General features: G+C 64.2%; 14 protein-coding genes and 1 pseudogene. 9 read left to right on the top strand and 6 right to left on the bottom strand.

All coding sequences use genetic code 11. The features are described from left to right. Positions 1 to 8 precede the first annotated feature (8 nt). Together ABFA30_RS19320 and ABFA30_RS19315 are read right to left on the bottom strand one after the other, a co-directional pair. Positions 9 to 3,101 (bottom strand): multidrug efflux RND transporter permease subunit, encoded by a 3,093-nt coding sequence (locus ABFA30_RS19320; protein ID WP_225788571.1) that lies wholly within the window; start codon positions 3,099 to 3,101, stop codon positions 9 to 11. Continuing rightward, on the bottom strand, positions 3,098 to 4,261 hold the full coding sequence (locus ABFA30_RS19315) for an efflux RND transporter periplasmic adaptor subunit (protein WP_225788572.1): 1,164 nt from the start codon (positions 4,259 to 4,261) through the stop codon (positions 3,098 to 3,100). The genes ABFA30_RS19320 and ABFA30_RS19315 overlap by 4 nt, the downstream gene beginning before the upstream one ends. Before the next feature lie 183 nt (positions 4,262 to 4,444). On the opposite strand from ABFA30_RS19315, the pseudogene ABFA30_RS19310 reads away from it, so the two are divergent. Both ABFA30_RS19310 and ABFA30_RS19305 read left to right on the top strand, forming a co-directional pair. Further along, positions 4,445 to 4,765 (top strand): annotated as a pseudogene (locus ABFA30_RS19310) (PAS domain-containing protein); the annotation flags it as partial. Between the two features lie 198 nt (positions 4,766 to 4,963). Then, the gene (locus tag ABFA30_RS19305; protein WP_410046054.1) at positions 4,964 to 6,067 is read left to right on the top strand and encodes a methyl-accepting chemotaxis protein; all 1,104 of its coding nucleotides are present in this window, start codon (positions 4,964 to 4,966) and stop codon (positions 6,065 to 6,067) included. Positions 6,068 to 6,236: 169 nt separating this feature from the next. Here ABFA30_RS19305 and ABFA30_RS19300 read toward each other — a convergent pair whose 3' ends face one another. The 4 genes from ABFA30_RS19300 to norR all read right to left on the bottom strand — a co-directional run bounded on the left by ABFA30_RS19300 (position 6,237) and on the right by norR (position 9,924). Then, positions 6,237 to 6,971 (bottom strand): YkgJ family cysteine cluster protein, encoded by a 735-nt coding sequence (locus ABFA30_RS19300; RefSeq protein ID WP_368815356.1) that lies wholly within the window; start codon positions 6,969 to 6,971, stop codon positions 6,237 to 6,239. Next, on the bottom strand, positions 6,971 to 7,282 hold the full coding sequence (locus ABFA30_RS19295) for a hypothetical protein (protein ID WP_225788575.1): 312 nt from the start codon (positions 7,280 to 7,282) through the stop codon (positions 6,971 to 6,973). Before ABFA30_RS19295 ends, ABFA30_RS19300 begins: the two co-directional genes overlap by 1 nt. Before the next feature lie 88 nt (positions 7,283 to 7,370). Next, entirely contained in the window at positions 7,371 to 8,270 is a 900-nt protein-coding gene (locus tag ABFA30_RS19290; RefSeq protein ID WP_225788576.1) for a chemotaxis protein, read from the bottom strand. Between the two features lie 103 nt (positions 8,271 to 8,373). Further along, complete coding sequence (norR, locus tag ABFA30_RS19285) at positions 8,374 to 9,924, bottom strand: nitric oxide reductase transcriptional regulator NorR (RefSeq protein WP_225788577.1); 1,551 nt, start codon at positions 9,922 to 9,924, stop codon at positions 8,374 to 8,376. Positions 9,925 to 10,080: 156 nt separating this feature from the next. On the opposite strand from norR, the gene hmpA reads away from it, so the two are divergent. The 7 genes from hmpA (at position 10,081) to cyoE (ending at position 17,645) form a co-directional block, all read left to right on the top strand. Then, positions 10,081 to 11,259: an NO-inducible flavohemoprotein gene (gene hmpA / locus ABFA30_RS19280; RefSeq protein ID WP_225788578.1), complete on the top strand. Its 1,179-nt coding sequence runs from the start codon at positions 10,081 to 10,083 to the stop codon at positions 11,257 to 11,259. Positions 11,260 to 11,754: 495 nt separating this feature from the next. Further along, a complete protein-coding gene (locus tag ABFA30_RS19275; protein ID WP_225788579.1) occupies positions 11,755 to 12,261 on the top strand; it encodes a disulfide bond formation protein B in 507 nt (168 codons plus the stop codon). Positions 12,262 to 12,817: 556 nt separating this feature from the next. Continuing rightward, positions 12,818 to 13,762, top strand: coding sequence for a ubiquinol oxidase subunit II (cyoA, locus tag ABFA30_RS19270; protein ID WP_253080791.1), 945 nt, complete (start codon positions 12,818 to 12,820; stop codon positions 13,760 to 13,762). Positions 13,763 to 13,765: 3 nt separating this feature from the next. Beyond that, on the top strand, positions 13,766 to 15,787 hold the full coding sequence (cyoB, locus tag ABFA30_RS19265) for a cytochrome o ubiquinol oxidase subunit I (RefSeq protein WP_225788581.1): 2,022 nt from the start codon (positions 13,766 to 13,768) through the stop codon (positions 15,785 to 15,787). Between the two features lie 3 nt (positions 15,788 to 15,790). Next, entirely contained in the window at positions 15,791 to 16,414 is a 624-nt protein-coding gene (gene cyoC / locus ABFA30_RS19260) for a cytochrome o ubiquinol oxidase subunit III (RefSeq protein WP_225788582.1), read from the top strand. Further along, positions 16,414 to 16,746 (top strand): cytochrome o ubiquinol oxidase subunit IV, encoded by a 333-nt coding sequence (cyoD, locus tag ABFA30_RS19255; protein WP_225788583.1) that lies wholly within the window; start codon positions 16,414 to 16,416, stop codon positions 16,744 to 16,746. The genes cyoC and cyoD overlap by 1 nt, the downstream gene beginning before the upstream one ends. A gap of 11 nt (positions 16,747 to 16,757) precedes the next feature. Further along, positions 16,758 to 17,645 (top strand): heme o synthase, encoded by an 888-nt coding sequence (cyoE, locus tag ABFA30_RS19250; protein WP_225788584.1) that lies wholly within the window; start codon positions 16,758 to 16,760, stop codon positions 17,643 to 17,645. Positions 17,646 to 17,647: the final 2 nt, after the last annotated feature.

The following is a 17,647-nucleotide window of genomic DNA, read 5'->3' as shown; positions in this document are numbered from 1 at the left end:
GTCTTGTCTCAACTGGCACTGGGCGCAACGGCCTTGGCGGCCTGGCGGCGGTGGAACAGACGCTCCAGGGCCAAGTATATGACCGGGGTGGTGAACAGCGTCAGGGCCTGGCTGACCAGCAGCCCGCCCACCACGGCGATCCCCAGGGGCTGGCGCAGCTCGGCGCCGGCGCCGAAGCCGAACATCAGCGGCAGCGCGCCGAGCAGGGCTGCCAGGGTGGTCATGATGATCGGCCGGAAGCGCGTCAGGCACGCCTGGTGGATCGCCTGCTCCGGTGTCAGCCCCTGGCGGCGCTGGGCATCCAGGGCGAAGTCGATGAGCAGGATGCCGTTCTTCTTGACGATGCCGATCAGCAGCACCACGCCGATCAGCCCCATGATGCTGAAGTCCTGGCCCATGGCCCAAAGCAGGATCAGTGCGCCGAGGCCCGCCGAGGGCAGGGTGGAAATGATGGTCAGCGGATGGACGAAGCTCTCGTAGAGCACGCCGAGGATGATGTACACCGCCACCAGCGCGGCCAGAATCAACCATGGCTGGCTCGACAGTGAGCTCTGGAACGCCTGTGCCGCGCCCTGGAAGTTGCCGACGATCGAGTCGGGCATGCCCAGTTCGCGCTGGGTGCGCTCGAGGATCTTCACCGCGTCGCCCAGGGCCACGCCCGGTGCCAGGTTGAACGACAGGTTGGCCGCCGGGAACAGGCCGTCGTGGCTGATCGACAACGGCCCGGTGCTCGGCGCGGCGACATGCGCCACCGCCGACAGCGGCACCATCTCGCCGGTCAATGGCGAGCGCAGGTAGAAGTAATTCAGGCTCTCGGCCTTGCCACGCTGGCGGGCGTCGAGTTCGAGGATCACCTTGTACTGGTTGGTCTCGGTCTGGAATTCGCTGATCTGCCGCTGGCCGAAGGCATCGTACAGCGCCTGGTCGACGTCGGCGGTGGTCAGGCCGAAGCGTGCCGCGGCCTGGCGGTCGATGTCGATACGGGTGACGCTGGCGCCCAACTGCAGGTCGTTGGACAGATCGCGCAGCGCCGGGATCTCGCGCAGGCGGTCGGTCAGGCGCTGGGTCCAGAGGTTCAGGGCGACGCCGTCGTTGCTCTTGAGCACGTACTGGTACTGGGTACGCGAAGGCCCGGAGCTGAGGTTGATGTCCTGGCCAGCGCGCATGTACAGGACGATCCCCGGCACCTGGGCAAGCTTGGGGCGTAGCCGGTCGATCAGCTCGCTGGCCGAGACGTCGCGTTCGCCGCGTGGCTTGAGGGCGATCCAGAAGCGGCCGTTGGCGATGGTCTGGTTGCTGCCGGTCACGCCGACGGCGTGGGAGAAGGCGCGTACTGCAGGGTCTGCCTCGATGATCTTCGCCAGGGCTTGGTGCTTCTCGATCATCGAGGGGTACGACACGTCCGCCGCCGCCTCGGTGGTGCCGAGGATGAAACCGGTGTCTTGCAGCGGGAAGAAGCCCTTGGGGATGGCCACGTAGCCGGCCACTGCCAGCGCCAGGGTCAGGCCGAACACACCGAGGGTCAGGCGCTGGTGGGCCAGGGCATGGTCCAGGCCTTTCTCGTACCAGCGCACCAGGCGCTGGCCGAGGCCGCCATGCTGGTGTGCCGGCGGGCGGCGCATGAACAGGGCGCAGAGGGTCGGTGCCAGGGTCAGCGACACCACCACCGAGATCAGGATGGTGGCGGTGGCGGTCAGGGCGAATTCCTTGAACAGCCGGCCGACCACTCCGCCCATGAACAGCAGCGGGATGAATGCGGCGATCAGCGAGAAGCTGATCGACACCACGGTGAAGCCGATCTCGCCGGCGCCCTTGAGCGCCGCGGTACGGCTGTCGTCGCCGGCCTCCAGGTGGCGGTGGATGTTCTCCACCACGACGATGGCATCGTCCACCACGAAGCCCACGGCGATGACGATGGCCACCAGGGTGAGGTTGTTCAGGCTGAAGCCGAACACGTACATCAGGGCGCAACTGGCGATCAGCGACACGCCGAGCACGCTGGAGACCACCAGGGTGGCCGACCATTGGCGCAGGAACAGCGCCATCACCCCGATCACCAGGGCCACGGCGATCATCAGGGTCAGCTCTACCTCGTGCAGCGAGGCGCGGATGGTCTGGGTGCGGTCGTTGAGCACCGACACCTCGACCGAGGCCGGGAGCATTTCCTGCAGCTTGGGCAGGGCGGCCATCACCCGGTCGACGGTATCGACGATGTTCGCCCCCGGCTGGCGGAAGATCACCAGGTTCAGCCCCGGGCGCTCGCCGGACCAGGCCCTGACGTAGGCGTTCTCGGCGCCCTGGATCACCTTGGCCACGTCGCGCAGGTGCACCGGTGCGCCGTCGCGGTAGGAGACGATCAACTGGGCGTAGTCCTCGGCGTGGAACAACTGGTCGTTGGCGGCGAGGGTCGAGACGCTGTGTTCGCCGTACAAGGCGCCCTTGGCCAGGTTCAGGCTGGTCTGCTGGATCGCCTGGCGCAGGTCGGCCAGGGTCAGGCCGATGGCGGCGAGTTTTTCTGGCTGGGCCTGGACGCGAATGGCCGGGCGCAGCTGGCCGGTGATGTTGATCAGGCCGACGCCGTCGATCTGGCTCAGTTGGCGGGCGAGCAGGGTCTCGGCGTAGTCGCTCAGTTCGTTGCCAGGCATCTGCGCGGAACTGACGGTGAGCACCAGCACCGGGCTGTCGGCCGGGTTGACCTTGCGCCAGGTGGGCGGGTTGGGCAGGTCCCGGGGCAGCCGTGCGGTGGCGGTGTTGATCGCCGCCTGGACTTCCTGGGCGGCGGTGTCGATGCTCTTGTCCAGGCTGAACTGCAGGATCAGCGTGGTCGAGCCCAGGGCGCTGCTGCTGGTCATCTGGGTCATGCCGGGAATGGCGCTGAACTGCACCTCCAGCGGCGTGGCCACCGAGGAGGCCATGGTCTCGGGGCTGGCGCCGGGCAACTGGGCGGTGACCTGGATGGTCGGGAAGTCGGCCTCCGGCAGGGGCGCCACGGGCAGGCGCGGGAAGGCGATGACACCGAGCAGGACCAAGGCGAAGGTCAGCAACAGGGTCGCCACCGGGTGGTCGATGCACCAGGCCGACAGGCCATTGCGGGTGTTCATGGCTGGCTCCGGCGGTCGGCCATTTCCGCTGGGGCGGGCGCTTCGGGAGTGACCTCGACCTGGGCGCCGGGCTTGAGCCGCGACTGCCCGTCGAGCACCAGGCGGTCACCCGGCTCGACACCGGCGACGATGTTCAGGGTGCTGTCCTGGTACAGCACCTTGACCGGCACGCTGGTCACCTTGTCACCGTCCAGGCGGTAGACGAAATGGCCGTCGATGCCGCGCTGCACCACGGGCGGTGGAACCACCAGGGCACTTTGCTCCACCGCGGTGCGCAGCTTGACGGTCACCAGTTGGCCGGGCCACAGATGACCGTCCTTGTTGTCGAACTCGGCCTTGACCCGCACGGTGCCGGTGTTGGCCGATACCTGGTTGTCGATCAGGGCCAGGTGACCTTCGCCGAGCAGGCGGCTCTCGCCGTCGGCATCCAGGTAGGCTTGCACCAGCGCCGGGGTCGGTGCGTTCAGCAGGCTCTGCAAGGTCGGCAGCATCTGCTGGGGCAGGGCGAACTCCACGGCGATCGGGTCGATCTGGGTGACGCTGAACAGGCTGCGGGTATCGCTGGTGCGCACCAGGTTGCCCGGGTCGACATTGCGGATGCCGACCCGGCCGGTCACCGGCGAACGGACCTGCGTGTACGACAGCTGCACCTCGGCGTTGGCGATGGCGGCTTGGTTGCCCTTGACCGTGGCCTGCAACTGGTTGACCAGCGCCTGCTGCTGGTCGAGGGTCTGCTTGGACACGCCGTCGTCGCTGCTGAGCAGGCGGTAGCGCTTGAGGTCCACACCGGCGACCTGCAGTTGTGCCTGGCTCTGGCCCAGTTGGGCGCGGGCCTGGTCGAGGCTGGCGCGGATCGCCCGGTCGTCGAGGGTGGCGAGCAGGTCGCCCTGCTTGACCCATTGCCCTTCCTTGACCAGCACCCGGGTCAGTACGCCTTCGACCTGCGGGCGTACCTCGACGCTGTGCAGCGACAGCACCGAGCCGATGGCGCTGGTGTAGCGCGGTACGTCCTGCCGGGCGACGCTGACCACCCGCACCGGAATGGCGTTCTGCGCGCGCACGCTGGGCGCCTCCTGGCGTTGGCTCAGCCACCCGCCCAGGGCCGCCAGGATGAGAAGCGCCAGGGCGGCGAGGACGAGGGATCGGGATGGAGGTCGCATCGGGTCGGGCACCGTAGCCGAAGGGTGGGGAAGCGGTTCTGTCCTGATCAAGCTTATAGCGCCTGGATCGGGTCGGCAGCGTGACGCCAGGCTGACAGGGTTGTCAGTTTCGGCTCATTGATGGCCAATTGCCAAGATGCTGCCGTGGATCAATGTTTCATCGGGATTTGTGCCTAAAGTCGTATGCCCTGCCGATTTTCCCAACAAGAACGAGTGCCTCCGATGAAGTGCAATATGCCTGTTACCGGTCGCCAAGTGGATTACCCCGGCGATGCCAACATCCTGTCCACCACCGACCTGGACAGCCTGATCACCTATGCCAACGACGATTTCGTGCGTATCAGCGGTTTCACCCGCGACGAATTGCTGGGCAATGCGCACCATATCGTGCGGCACCCAGACATGCCGAGCCAGGCGTTCGAACAGATGTGGCAGGCACTCAAAGGAGGGCGCTCGTGGATGGGGCTGGTGAAGAATCGCTGCAAGAACGGCGATCATTACTGGGTCAGCGCCTTCGTCTCGCCGATCAGCAGTGGCGGCAAGACCATCGAGTACCAGTCGGTGCGCACCCGGCCCAGCGTCGAGCAGGTGGCCGCGGCCGAGCGCTGCTACGCGCGCTTGCGCGAGGGGCGCAGGCACTGGTGCGAGCGCTTGCCGGTGTTGGGCCTGGGCATGCGCCTGTCGTTCGGGGTGGCGGCGATCGTGGCGCTGGTGCTCGGGGCGGGGCAGTGGTGGCAGGGGGCACCCTGGTTGCCGACGCTGTTGGAGGTCGTGCTGGCTGCGGGCCTTAGCAGCGCGTTGATCCTGATGTTGCTGCGCCCGTTCGAACGCCTGCGCAGGCAGGCCCTGGCGATCGCCGACAATCCGCTGAGCCAGCAGTTGTATACCGGGCGGCGCGACGGCGTTGGCCAGATCGAGTTCGCCATGCGCATGCTCAAGGCCCAGCTGGGCGCGGTGGTGGGGCGCATCGGCGATACCTCGGCGCGCCTGGCCGGGCATTCCGGTGCCTTGGTGGATGCTTTGCAGGCCAGCCATGCCAACAGCCTGGAACAACAGGACGAAGCCGACCAGGTGGCCACCGCGATCCACCAGATGAGCGCCAGCGTGGCCCAGGTGGCCAGCAGCGCGCAGCTGGCCTCCATGGCCGCCGACCAGGCCGAGGGCGAGACCCAGTCCGGTCACCAGTTGGTCGACCGCAATCGCTGCGCCATACAGGACCTGGCCGGCTCGCTGGTGGAGGCCAGCGAGGTGGTGCGGCAACTGGAAAACCACAGCAGCGAAATTTCGGGGGTACTCGATGTGATCCGTGGCATTGCCGAGCAGACCAATCTGCTGGCGCTCAATGCTGCGATCGAGGCGGCCCGGGCTGGCGACCAGGGGCGAGGCTTCGCCGTGGTCGCCGACGAGGTGCGCGGCCTGGCCCAGCGCACGGCGCAGTCGACCCACCAGATCCAGCGCATGATCGCCACCTTGCAGGAGGGCGCCCGCGCCGCGGTGCAGGTGATGCAGCAGAGCAGCGCCCATGCCGGGCACAGTGTCGAGCAGGCGCAACTGGCCAGTGGTGCGCTGGACAGCATCAGTGCACGGGTCAACCAGATCAACGAGATGAGCCTGCAGATCGCGGCGGCGGTGGAGCAGCAGAGCCGGGTCAGCGAGAGCATCAACCGCAACATCGTCATCATCCGCCAGGCCAGCGAGGCGACCGTCGACGTTGGCCAGCGCAGCCACAGCAGCGCCAGCGACGTGGCTGACCTGGCCCAGGACCTGCGGCGTCTGGCGGATGAGTTCTGGCGGCGTTGTCAGTGAGTGTTTCGTTGTGGGCCATGCTCTGCATCTGGGTCTGCAAAGCAGCCCCAGGATGACAAGCGCCGCTTGGGGTCGTGTCGGTCCCGCATGATAAGGATTGCAGGGGCCATGTTGGAGCGTGCTTGCCCGCGAAAAGACCAGCACCGACTACTGAGTAGGCGAGCCCGCCTCAAAACCCGATGAAGGCGTAGTACAGCGGCGCTTCGCCAATGGTGCGCAGACCACGGCCGTGCAGTTGTTCGACCAGGGCCGGGTCCTGCACATGCAAGGCCCAGGTGGCGCCCTGGTCGCTTGGCTCCTGTTCCAGCGCCGAGGCAAACGCCCCCATGTCCGGCAGCCAGGCCGTGAACCCATTGCCCTTGAGTGCGCTGGTGGTCATGCCCAGGGCCTGGCAGATGACAACCTTGGCGGCGATGTCGTCACGGTCGGCCTGGCGCGAGGCTTCGATCAACGCCATCAGTTGTGGGTCGACCGGCAGGTTGCCATGGATCAGCGCGGGGCCTTGTTCCCACGCCTCGGGCGGGCAGTCCTTGTTTTCCGGGCGTAAGGGCAGGTGCGGGTTGATCTCCGCCGGGTAGATGCGGCACACCAATGGGCGCGTCTCGTAGATGGTGCACAGGTCGTTGGCGTCCAGGTTGCGGCAGCGCCCTGGGTTGAAGGCTGCGAAGGTCACCGAGACGCGCATCTCGGTAGTGCCGCAGGCGACCGGGTAGGAGCGGCGCAGCACGTGTTCGCGCTGCTCGCTGGGCATGCCGGGGCCGTCGGTAACGAAAGCCTCGATCAGCACCACCACCTGGCCACCGGCTGCCGCCCATTGGCGGGACTCGGCCAGGGTCAGCGGTACATGGTGGCCGGTGCAGCACTTGCCACAGCCGGTACAGGCGAAACGGATGTGCTGGTCCACTAGTAGGCGCCCGGATTCCACTCGCTGACGACGGCCTGCTTGCGCTGGCGGTCGTACAGGCACAGCTCGGTGCCCGTGCGTTGTTGCATGTGCTTCTGTGGGTAGACGCCTTCGATCAGCAGGGCGCTGTAGCCGACCTGGTCGTCGAACTCGACGGGCTTGCCACGGGCGTGGGCATCCTTGAACTGGCTGGCGGCCAGGCAGCTCTTGAGCATCTGCTGGCGCTGCTCGTTCCAGGCCTGGCTGCTGGAGGCCAGGGCGGCGGTGCTGAACAGGGTGCAGGCAAGCAGGAGGTAACTGGGAAATTTCATACACGGTACCGGCAAAGAACAACCGAGAAGCGCGAATTATGCCCGAGTCCTCCCCTGCATCAAGCCAGGGAGTTTGTCGCTGGATATATCAGTGTTCGGCGAACACCACCGCCCTTGCCGCCAGCACCAGGCAATCGGTCAGCTCCGGCGAGGAGAACTTGGTGAGGATGGCGTTGGCCCCGGCCAACCTGGCCTTTTCGGCGCTCATGGTGCTGTCCAGCGAGGTGTGCAGCAGGACGTACAGGTGCTGGAAATCCGGTGTCTCGCGCAGGGTGCGGGTGAAGGCGTAGCCGTCCATCTCGGACATCTCGATGTCGGAGACGACGATATTGATCTCCCGCTCGGTGCCTTGCAGTTCCAGCAGAACGTTGATGGCGTCCTTGGCGCTGCGTGCGGTATGGCACTCGATGCCCAGGTTGCGCAGGGTATGCACCGACTGCTGTAGGGCCACTTGGCTGTCGTCGACCACCAGGATGTTGGCTGCCGCCAGCAGGCTGGCGTCCTCCTCGCTCAGTTCGCCGGGGTGTGGCTCGGCTTCGGGTGGCGCGATGGCGTGGATGACCTTTTCGATGTCCAGCACCTGCACCAGGGTGTTGTCGACCCGGGTCACGCCGGTGATGAACGAGCGGTTGCCCGAGCCATAGGGCGGCGGCTTGATGTCGGTGCTCAGGCAATGGACGATGCGGCTCACGGCCTGGACATGCAGGCCCTGGCGCGAGCGGCTGATCTCGGTGACGATCAGGCAGCCGCCGTCGGGGTCGGCCAGGGGGCGTTCGCCGATGGCGCGAGACAGGTCGATCACCGACAGCGAGTTGCCACGCAGGGTGGCCACGCCCTTCACGTGGGGGTGCGACTCGGGCAGCTTGGTCAGCGGCGGGCAGGGGATGATCTCGCTGACCTTGAGCAGGTTGATTGCCATCAGCTTGCCGCTGCGCAGGGTGAACAGCAGCAGGGACAACGAGTCCGCGCGGGCATTTTGCGTGGCCATGGGCAACCTTCGGGTTTGTCAGGAATAGAGGTGGATGCCGGGTTATCGGCATGCCGGCACCAGGCTTTAGCTCGCCGGGGCCGCTGTGCGGCCCCGAATGGCTTCAGCGCAACCCCAGGCGCTTGGCCAATCGGCTGAGGTTGGCGCGGTCCAGCCCCAGCTCGCGGGCGGCGGAGGCCCAATTGTCCTGGTGGCGCTCCAGGCACGCTTCGATCAACCGGCGCTGGTAGTCATCCACCGCCTCGCGCAGGCCGCCCTCGGGCAGGCTGCCTATCGGCATGGGCGCGGGGGCAGGTTCGCTGCTGGCAGGCAGGACACTGCGCAGGTCCAGGTCGCCGGCCTCCAGCGTGAGGATACGCGGGCGCTCTGAGTGCTGACCGAGGGCCTTGAGCGCCGAGCGGCCGATCAGGTGCTCCAGTTCGCGCACGTTGCCTGGCCAGTCGTAGGCCAGCAGCGCGGCCTGGGCCTCGCTGCTCAGGCGCAGGCTGTTCAGGCCCAGGCGCGAACGGTTCTGTTCGAGGAAATAGCCGGCGATCAGCAGCACATCGCGGCCGCGCTCGCGCAGCGGCGGGACATGCAAGGGATACACGCTCAGGCGATGGTAGAAGTCAGCGCGGTAGCGGCCGTTGCGCACTTCCTCGGCCAGGTCGCGGTTGGTCGCGGCGATCAGGCGTACGTCCACTCGGTGTTCGCGGTCCGAACCCAGGCGCTGCAACTGGCCGCTCTGCAGCACGCGCAACAGCTTGGCCTGCACGGTCAGGGGCAGTTCGCCCACCTCGTCGAGGAACAGGGTACCGCCGTTGGCCAGCTCGAACTTGCCACGGCGCTCGCCATGGGCGCCGGTGAAGGCGCCGCGAACATGGCCGAACAACTCGCTCTCGACCAAGGTATCGGGCAGGGCGGCACAGTTGAGGCTGATCAGCGGCTTGTCGGCACGGGCGCTGGCCTGGTGCAGGGCCTGGGCCACCAGCTCCTTGCCGACCCCGGTCTCTCCGGTGATCAGCACGGTCAGGTCGCTGCCACCGACCAGGCGGATTTCCTCCAGCAGGCGCTTGTGCGCCTTGCTTTGGCCAATCAACTCCTTGGCCTGGCTGCTGGCCTGGCGGTAGACCTCGGCACGCTGGTGCTCGTCCTCGGCGCGCAGGGCCAGGTCCTCGATGCGCTCGGCCACCGTGACGGTGGCCGCGGCCAGGCTGGCGAAGGCCTGCAGGGCATCCAGCTCGAGGCTCTGGAATTGCCCGGGGGTGAGGGCATCGAGGGTGACCAGGCCCCAGGGACGTTCATCGACCATCAGCGGGCAGCCCATGCAGTCATGCACTTCGAGGTCGGCGTGAGGGGCATTGACCAGGCCGTCATAGGGATCGGGCAGGTCGCTGTCGCTGGCGAAACGGGTCGGCTCGGTGCGGCTGAGCAGGATCTGGAAGCGCGGGTGCTCGCTGACCCGGAAGCGTCGGCCGAGGGTGTCGGCCGACAACCCATCGACCGCCAGCGGCACCAGCCATTCGCCATCCAGGCGCAGCAGCGCGGCGGCGTCGCACGGCAGTAGCCCGCGCATGGCCTGCAGCAAGCGGCGGTAGCGCTCCTGGTCGGGCAGGTCGCGGGACAGGTCGCTGACCAGGGGCAGCAGGGTGGTGAGCAGAGGCTTTGCGGTCATAAGGACTCCTGTTGGTCTATATGACTATACAGGGAATGCGGTCGTTTTGACTCTCTACCTGTCAAAGCCCCGAATTCATTGGCCCGCAGAGTTGGCACGATTGCTGATATAGCCAGGGCAGTCAAATTGAAGCCACAGGCTCAGGAGTCGTTGCAAATGCTCACTGCCGAACAACGTGCAATCATCAAGGCCACCGTCCCGCTGCTCGAAAGCGGTGGCGAGGCGCTGACCACCCACTTCTACAAGATGATGCTCAGCGAGTACCCCGAGGTGCGTCCGCTGTTCAACCAGGCCCACCAGGCCAGCGGCGACCAGCCGCGTGCCCTGGCCAACGGCGTGCTCATGTATGCCCGCCACATCGACCAGTTGGAGCAGCTCGGCGGCTTGGTGGGGCAGATCATCAACAAGCACGTCGCCCTGCAGATTCTCCCCGAGCACTACCCGATCGTCGGCAGCTGCCTGCTGCGCGCCATCGAGGAAGTGCTGGGCAAGGACATCGCCACCCCGCAGGTCATCGACGCCTGGGCCGCGGCCTATGGCCAGCTGGCCGATATCCTCATCGGCGCCGAGGAGAATCTCTATAAACAGAAGGAAGAGGCCGAGGGTGGCTGGCGCGGTACCCGCGAATTCCGCCTGGTGCGCCGCGAGCAGGAGAGCAGCGAGATCGTTTCGTTCTACTTCGCCCCGGTGGATGGCAAGCCGGTACTCAAGGCCGAACCGGGCCAGTACATCGGCCTGCAGTTGTTCATCGATGGCGTCGAGCAGCGCCGCAACTATTCCCTCTCGGCCCTGTGCGATGGCGAGCAATACCGCATCAGCGTCAAGCGCGAGGCTGGCGGCAAGGTGTCCAACTACCTGCATGACCAACTCATGGTCGGCCAGACCCTGCAGCTGTTCCCGCCATCGGGTGACTTCACCCTGGCCGCCAGCGACAAGCCGCTGGTGCTGATCAGCGGTGGCGTGGGCATCACCCCGACCCTGGCGATGCTCCAGGCGGCGCTGCAGACCCAGCGTCCGGTGCATTTCATCCATTGCGCGCGCAACGGCGCGGTGCATGCCTTCCGTGACTGGATCGATGGCCTGGCCGCGCGCCACCCGCAGCTCAAGCGCTTCTACTGCTACGCCGAGGACGATGGCAAGGGCGACGTCGACGCGGTGGGCCTGCTGAGCCAGGACCTGCTGGGCGAGTGGCTGCCGCGCGAGCGCGACGTGGATGCCTACTTCCTCGGCCCGAAAGGCTTCATGGCGGCGGTCAAGCGCCAGCTCAAGGGCCTGGGCGTACCGGAACAGCAGAGCCGCTACGAGTTCTTCGGGCCGGCGGCGGCGCTGGAGTGATGAGGCGGTAGCGGGGCAACGCCAGTCGGTCTAGTGGCAGTGGGGCTTCTTTGCGGCCCAACTAACGTCTTGACCGACTGGCTCGTCGTGTCATCCCAATCGCTGGCAAGCCAGCTCTCGTGCACTGTGCTCCCGGACGTGGGTAATCGAGACGAAGCGTACGTGACATTGCCGTACGAGGGCTGGCTTGCCAGCGATTGGGCCTACCCTTTCTATCTATATAAGGAGAGATGAATCGGGTTGCGCCAATTTTCATCTTTAATCCTCCTTTAATCACTGTATCCTTCACTCCCGGGTGTCGAGGGGCTTGCGCCTGTCCGGCATCCGGGTTGCCGCATTTTGGCGGTCGACGTTGAACCGACGTCGTTGCGCCTGGTCTGAAGTCGTCTCCGGATAGCCCCGCGCAGTGCTATCACGCCGTTTCCTCGACGCACGTGTAGACTGCAGCCCTGGCAGGCGTGCAGGCGCTGCCACTATCCATCGAAGGAACCGGTCATGAACGAACAAACATTGCGCCTGAATCGCGAACGGCGCTTCCTGGTGCTGCTGGGGGTGATCTGCCTCTCCCTGATCGGTGGCGCGCTCTACATGCAAGTGGTCCTCGGCGAGGCGCCTTGCCCGTTGTGTATCCTGCAACGCTATGCGCTGCTGCTGATCGCCGTGTTCGCCTTCATCGCCGCCGCCATGCCTGGACGGCGCAGCCTGACCTTCTTCGAAGGCCTGGTGGTGCTCAGTGCGATCGGCGGAATCGTTGCGGCCGGCAACCATGTGTATATACTCGCCAACCCGGCAGTCAGTTGCGGCATCGATACCCTGCAGCCGATCGTCGACGACCTGCCCCTGGCGCGAGTCTGGCCGCTGGCGTTCCAGGTCGATGGTTTCTGCACCACGCCCTACCCGCCGATCCTGGGGCTGTCCCTGGCCCAATGGGCTCTGCTGGCCTTCATCCTCACTGCCATCCTGGTGCCGCTGGGCATCTACCGGAACCGGCGCCGGGCTTAGACAAAAGTCCCGCTTCGAGGCGGGTCTTTTGCAGGGCGAGACAACAACCGAAACTCGCCTCCCGGTTGATCCAGATCAATAAAGAAGCCTTGCGCGATGCGGGTTTCAGGGCTATCAACCCGGGTGCGACAAACTGTCGCGAAGTTGATTTTTTGATCCGTATTGTTACGTATCCTGTAAAAGACTGTTGCTCAATAAGTCATAGTCAAGGGGGGGCGACCTATCTACAATCGCCCCCAATTTCCGTTCGGCACTGCTTGCGAGTCGCAGGATTGAAGGAAGCCGAGGCTCCTTTTGCTGACTTCGACAAGTTTCGCCCAACGGCGATACCGGGCGGACCTCCCTCCGCGTTTTCCCGCACCAAATGGACTTGGTCTGAAGTACAGGCCGTTAGCCTACGAAACCATAAGCACCGTAAACACGCTCGACGCCAGGTCCTGCAGTCGGACCACAGGCATGAGCGAATTCGAGCCCGAAATGCTGACGCTTGGCAGGACGAAGTGTTGGCGACCAAAACACAAATTGCATTGAAGCAAGCTGATCTAGAGGTCGTGAGATGAGTAAAAAGCGTTACCCCAGACTGTTTGGCATTTTGCCCTTTTTAGGCATGCTTTTACTCAGTGGGTGCAACTGGACCCTTCTCGATCCGAAGGGCCAGGTGGGCATTGAGCAGAAGAACCTGATCCTGATCGCCTTCGGCCTGATGATGCTGGTCGTCGTGCCCGTCATCGTCATGACCCTGGTCTTCGCCTGGAAGTACCGTGCTTCCAACAAGTCCGCCACCTACACTCCCGACTGGTCGCACTCGACCAAGATCGAAGCCGCAGTGTGGATCATCCCGATCCTGATCATCATCGCCCTGGGTATCGTCACCTACAAGACCACCCACTCCCTCGACCCCTATCGCCCGCTGGACTCCGACGTGAAGCCGGTGCAGATCGACGTGGTCGCACTGGACTGGAAATGGCTGTTCATCTATCCGGAGCAGGGCATCGCCACGGTCAACAAGATCGTCTTCCCGGCCAACACCCCGGTCAACTTCCGCGTCACGTCCGACGCCGTGATGAACTCCTTCTTCATCCCAGGCCTGGGCGGCCAGATCTACGCCATGGCCGGCATGACCACCAAGCTGCACCTGATCGCCAACGAGAACGGCGAGTTCGACGGTATTTCCGCAAACTACAGCGGCGCCGGCTTCACCGGCATGAAGTTCAAGGCCATTGCGACTTCCGAGGCTGATTTCCAGGCCTGGATCGACGAAGTCAAGCAATCGCCGAAGAAGCTGGATAAGGCTGAATACGAAGCCTTGGCCAAACCTAGCGAAAACAACCCAGTCACGCTGTACAGCGAGGCATCGGCTGACCAGTTCCAGATCATCGTCGACAAGTACGAGGGTATGAACCGCGGTCGCCCGAGCCACGAAGAAGCAGGCAGCAAGGATCTGGCCACTACCAATGGTGTGGAGTCGAGTATGCAACCAGCTGCCGGGGCAGAGGAGTAAGAGATGTTCGGTAAACTAAGTCTGGAGGCGATACCCTATCACGAGCCGATAGTCATGGTGACGCTTGCCATGATCGCGCTCGGTGGTATCGCTTTGATCGGTGCTATCACCTATTACCGCAAGTGGACCTACTTGTGGACCGAGTGGCTGACCACGGTCGACCACAAGAAGATCGGGGTGATGTACATCATCGTCGCGATGGTCATGCTGCTGCGTGGCTTTGCCGACGCCATCATGATGCGTACCCAGCTGGCCGCGGCCACTGGCGGCGCCGAAGGCTACCTGCCGCCTGAACACTATGACCAGATCTTCACCGCCCACGGTGTGATCATGATCATCTTCATGGCGATGCCGTTCTTCACTGGCCTGATGAACCTGGCCGTGCCCCTGCAGATCGGTGCGCGTGACGTCGCCTTCCCGTTCCTGAACTCCCTGAGCTTCTACCTGCTGCTGGCAGGCGTGCTGCTGGTCAACATCTCGCTGGGCGTTGGTGAATTCGCCAAGACCGGCTGGGTGGCCTATCCGCCGCTTGCGGGTATCCAGTACAGCCCTGGCGTGGGCGTGGACTACTACATCTGGGCGCTACAGCTCTCCGGATTGGGTACGACGCTTACCGGCGTGAACTTCCTCGTCACCGTGATGAAGATGCGCGCGCCTGGCATGAAACTGATGGACATGCCGATCTTCACCTGGACCTGCACCTGGGCCAACGTCCTGATCGTCGCTTCCTTCCCGATCCTGACCGCTGCCCTGGCCCTGCTGACCGTTGACCGTTATCTGGACTTCCACATCTTCACCAACGAGCTTGGTGGGAACCCGATGATGTACGTCAACCTGTTCTGGGCGTGGGGTCACCCTGAGGTCTACATCCTGATCCTGCCGGCCTTCGGTGTGTTCTCGGAAGTCACCTCGACCTTCGCTGGCAAGCGTCTGTTCGGCCACCACTCGATGATCTACGCATCGGGCGCGATCGCCGTCCTGGGCTTCGCCGTATGGCTGCACCACTTCTTCACCATGGGTGCCGGCGCCAGCGTCAACACCTTCTTCGGCCTGGCGACGATGCTGATCTCCATTCCGACCGGTGTGAAGCTGTTCAACTGGCTGTTCACCATCTACCAGGGCCGTCTGCGCTTCACCGCGCCGATCATGTGGACCCTGGGCTTCATGGTCACCTTCTCCATCGGTGGCATGACCGGCGTCCTGCTGGCTGTTCCAGGTGCTGACTTCGTCCTGCACAACAGCCTGTTCGTGATCGCCCACTTCCACAACGTGATCATCGGTGGTGCGGTATTCGGCTACATCGCCGGTTTCGCCTACTGGTTCCCGAAAGCCTTCGGTTTCACCCTGAACGAGAAGTGGGGCAAGGCTGCCTTCTGGTTCTGGATCTCCGGCTTCTACGTAGCGTTCATGCCGCTGTACGCCCTGGGCTTCATGGGCATGACCCGTCGTCTGAACCACTCGGACAACCCGGCTTGGGAACCGTACCTGTACGTTGCCGTCGTCGGCGCCGTGCTGATCCTGTTCGGTATCGCCTGCCAGCTGATCCAGCTGTACGTGTCGGTCCGCGACCGCAACCAGAACCTGGACGTGACCGGCGACCCATGGGGTGGCCGTACCCTGGAATGGTCGACTTCGTCGCCACCTCCGTTCTACAACTTCGCCCACATGCCTGAGAAGGTTGGCCTGGACGCCTGGCACGAAGCCAAGGAAGCCGGTGTCGCCTACAAGGTGCCGGGCAAGTACGAGCCGATCCACATGCCGAGCAACACCTCCACCGGTCTGTTCATGGGTCTGTTCCTGACCGTGTTCGGCTTCGCCTTCATCTGGCACATCTGGTGGCTGGTTGGCGCGAGCCTGGTTGCGACCATCGCTGTCTTCGTTCGCCACGCTGCGCGTGACGACCAGGGCTACATGGTTCCGGCCGAAGAAGTGGCGCGTATCGAAGGCGAGCGCATGAAGGCGCTGGCCCAGGCCGGTGCACTGCCTGCCGGCGGCGCACGTGTCGAATCGTTTGAGCGGGTGTAATCAATGTCCAGTCAAGTAATCCACGGCGCTGCTCATGGTCACGACCATGGGCACGACGATCACCACCACGACTCGGGCCAGATGACCGTCCTCGGTTTCTGGCTGTACCTGATGACCGACTGCATCCTGTTTGCGTCGCTCTTCGCCACCTACGCGGTGCTGTCCGGCAGTTTTGCCGGCGGCCCGTCGGGTCATGACATCTTCCAGCTCGATTTCGTAGCTGTTGAAACCGCACTGCTGCTGCTGTCGTCGATCACCTTCGGCTTCGCCATGCTGCAGATGTTCAAGGGCAACAAGGGCGGCGTGCTGGGCTGGTTGGCCATCACCTTCCTGTTCGGTGCCGGCTTCATCGCGATGGAAGTCTATGAGTTCCATCACCTGATCTCCGAAGGCTACGGTCCGAACCGCAGTGGCTTCCTGTCGGGCTTCTTCGCCCTGGTCGGTACCCACGGTCTGCACGTGACCTCGGGCCTGATCTGGATGGCTGTGCTGATGTATCAGATCCAGACCAAGGGCATCACCCCGACCGCCAAGACCCGCATGAGCTGCCTGAGCCTGTTCTGGCACTTCCTGGACGTGGTCTGGATCTGCGTCTTCACCGTCGTCTACCTGCTGGGGGTTCTGTAATGGCCAATGCACACGACACTCATCACGAAGGTAACCACGGCAGCGTGAAGTCCTACATGATCGGCTTCGTGCTGTCGATCATCCTGACTGCGATCCCGTTCGGCCTGGTGATGTACCCGAGCCTGCCGAAGAACCTGACCGTCCTGATCGTGGTGGCCCTGGCCGTCATTCAGGTGGTGGTGCACCTGGTGTACTTCCTGCACATGGACCGCTCGAAAGAGCAACGTTCCAATGTGTCGACGTTCCTGTTCACCACCTTGGTAATCGCTCTGCTGGTCGGCCTGTCGCTGTGGATCATGTTCAGCATCCACATCGAAATGATGGCCAAGTGAGGTAAGACTGCATGTCCGTTAAGCACTTTATCCAAATCACCAAACCGGGGATCATTTTCGGTAACGTGCTTTCCGTGGCAGGCGGTTTCTTCCTTGCCGCGAAGGGCCATGTGGACTTCGCCCTGTTCCTGGCGGTGGTCGTCGGTACTTCCCTGGTCGTCGCGTCCGGTTGCGTGTTCAACAACTGCATCGACCGCGACATCGACCAGAAGATGGAACGTACCAAGAACCGTGTCATGGTCCAGGGCGGCATGCCGCTGACCATTGCGCTGGCCTACGCCACCCTGCTCGGGGTGGCGGGCTTCAGCCTGCTGTATGTCCAGGCCAACCCCCTGGCGGCGTTCTGCGCGCTGGTCGGCTTCATCGTCTACGTGGGCTTCTACAGCCTGTGGCTCAAGCGTAAATCGGTGCACGGCACCCTGGTTGGCAGCCTGTCCGGTGCCATGCCTCCGGTGATCGGCTACTGCGCCGTGAGCAACAGCTTCGACCTGGCCGCAGTGACCCTGCTGGTGATGTTCAGCCTGTGGCAGATGCCGCACAGCTTCGCGATCGCCATCTTCCGCTTCAAGGACTACAGCGCTGCCAACATTCCGGTCCTGCCGGTGGCGCGCGGTATCCTCGCGGCGAAGAAGCAGATCGTGCTGTACGTGCTGGCTTTCGTGCTCGCTACCCTGATGCTGACCCTTGGCGGTTATGCTGGCCTCGGCTACCTGGCCGTGGCGGCCGCCATGGGCCTGTACTGGCTGTACATGGCCTGGGGTGGCTACAAGGCCGAGGACGACAGCAAATGGGCGCGCAAGGTGTTTGGCTTCTCCATCCTCACCGTCACTGCCCTGAGCGTGATGATGTCGGTGGACAGCCAGACGGCAGCCGATGTGCTGATGACCTACGCGCGCTGACA

The sequence above is a fragment of the Pseudomonas sp. HLMP genome, from assembly GCF_046365545.1.
Classification (GTDB): Bacteria; Pseudomonadota; Gammaproteobacteria; order Pseudomonadales; family Pseudomonadaceae; genus Aquipseudomonas; species Aquipseudomonas guariconensis_B.
The sequence above is the reverse complement of the archived record's forward strand: the minus strand, read 5'-3'. Positions and strand labels throughout refer to the sequence as shown.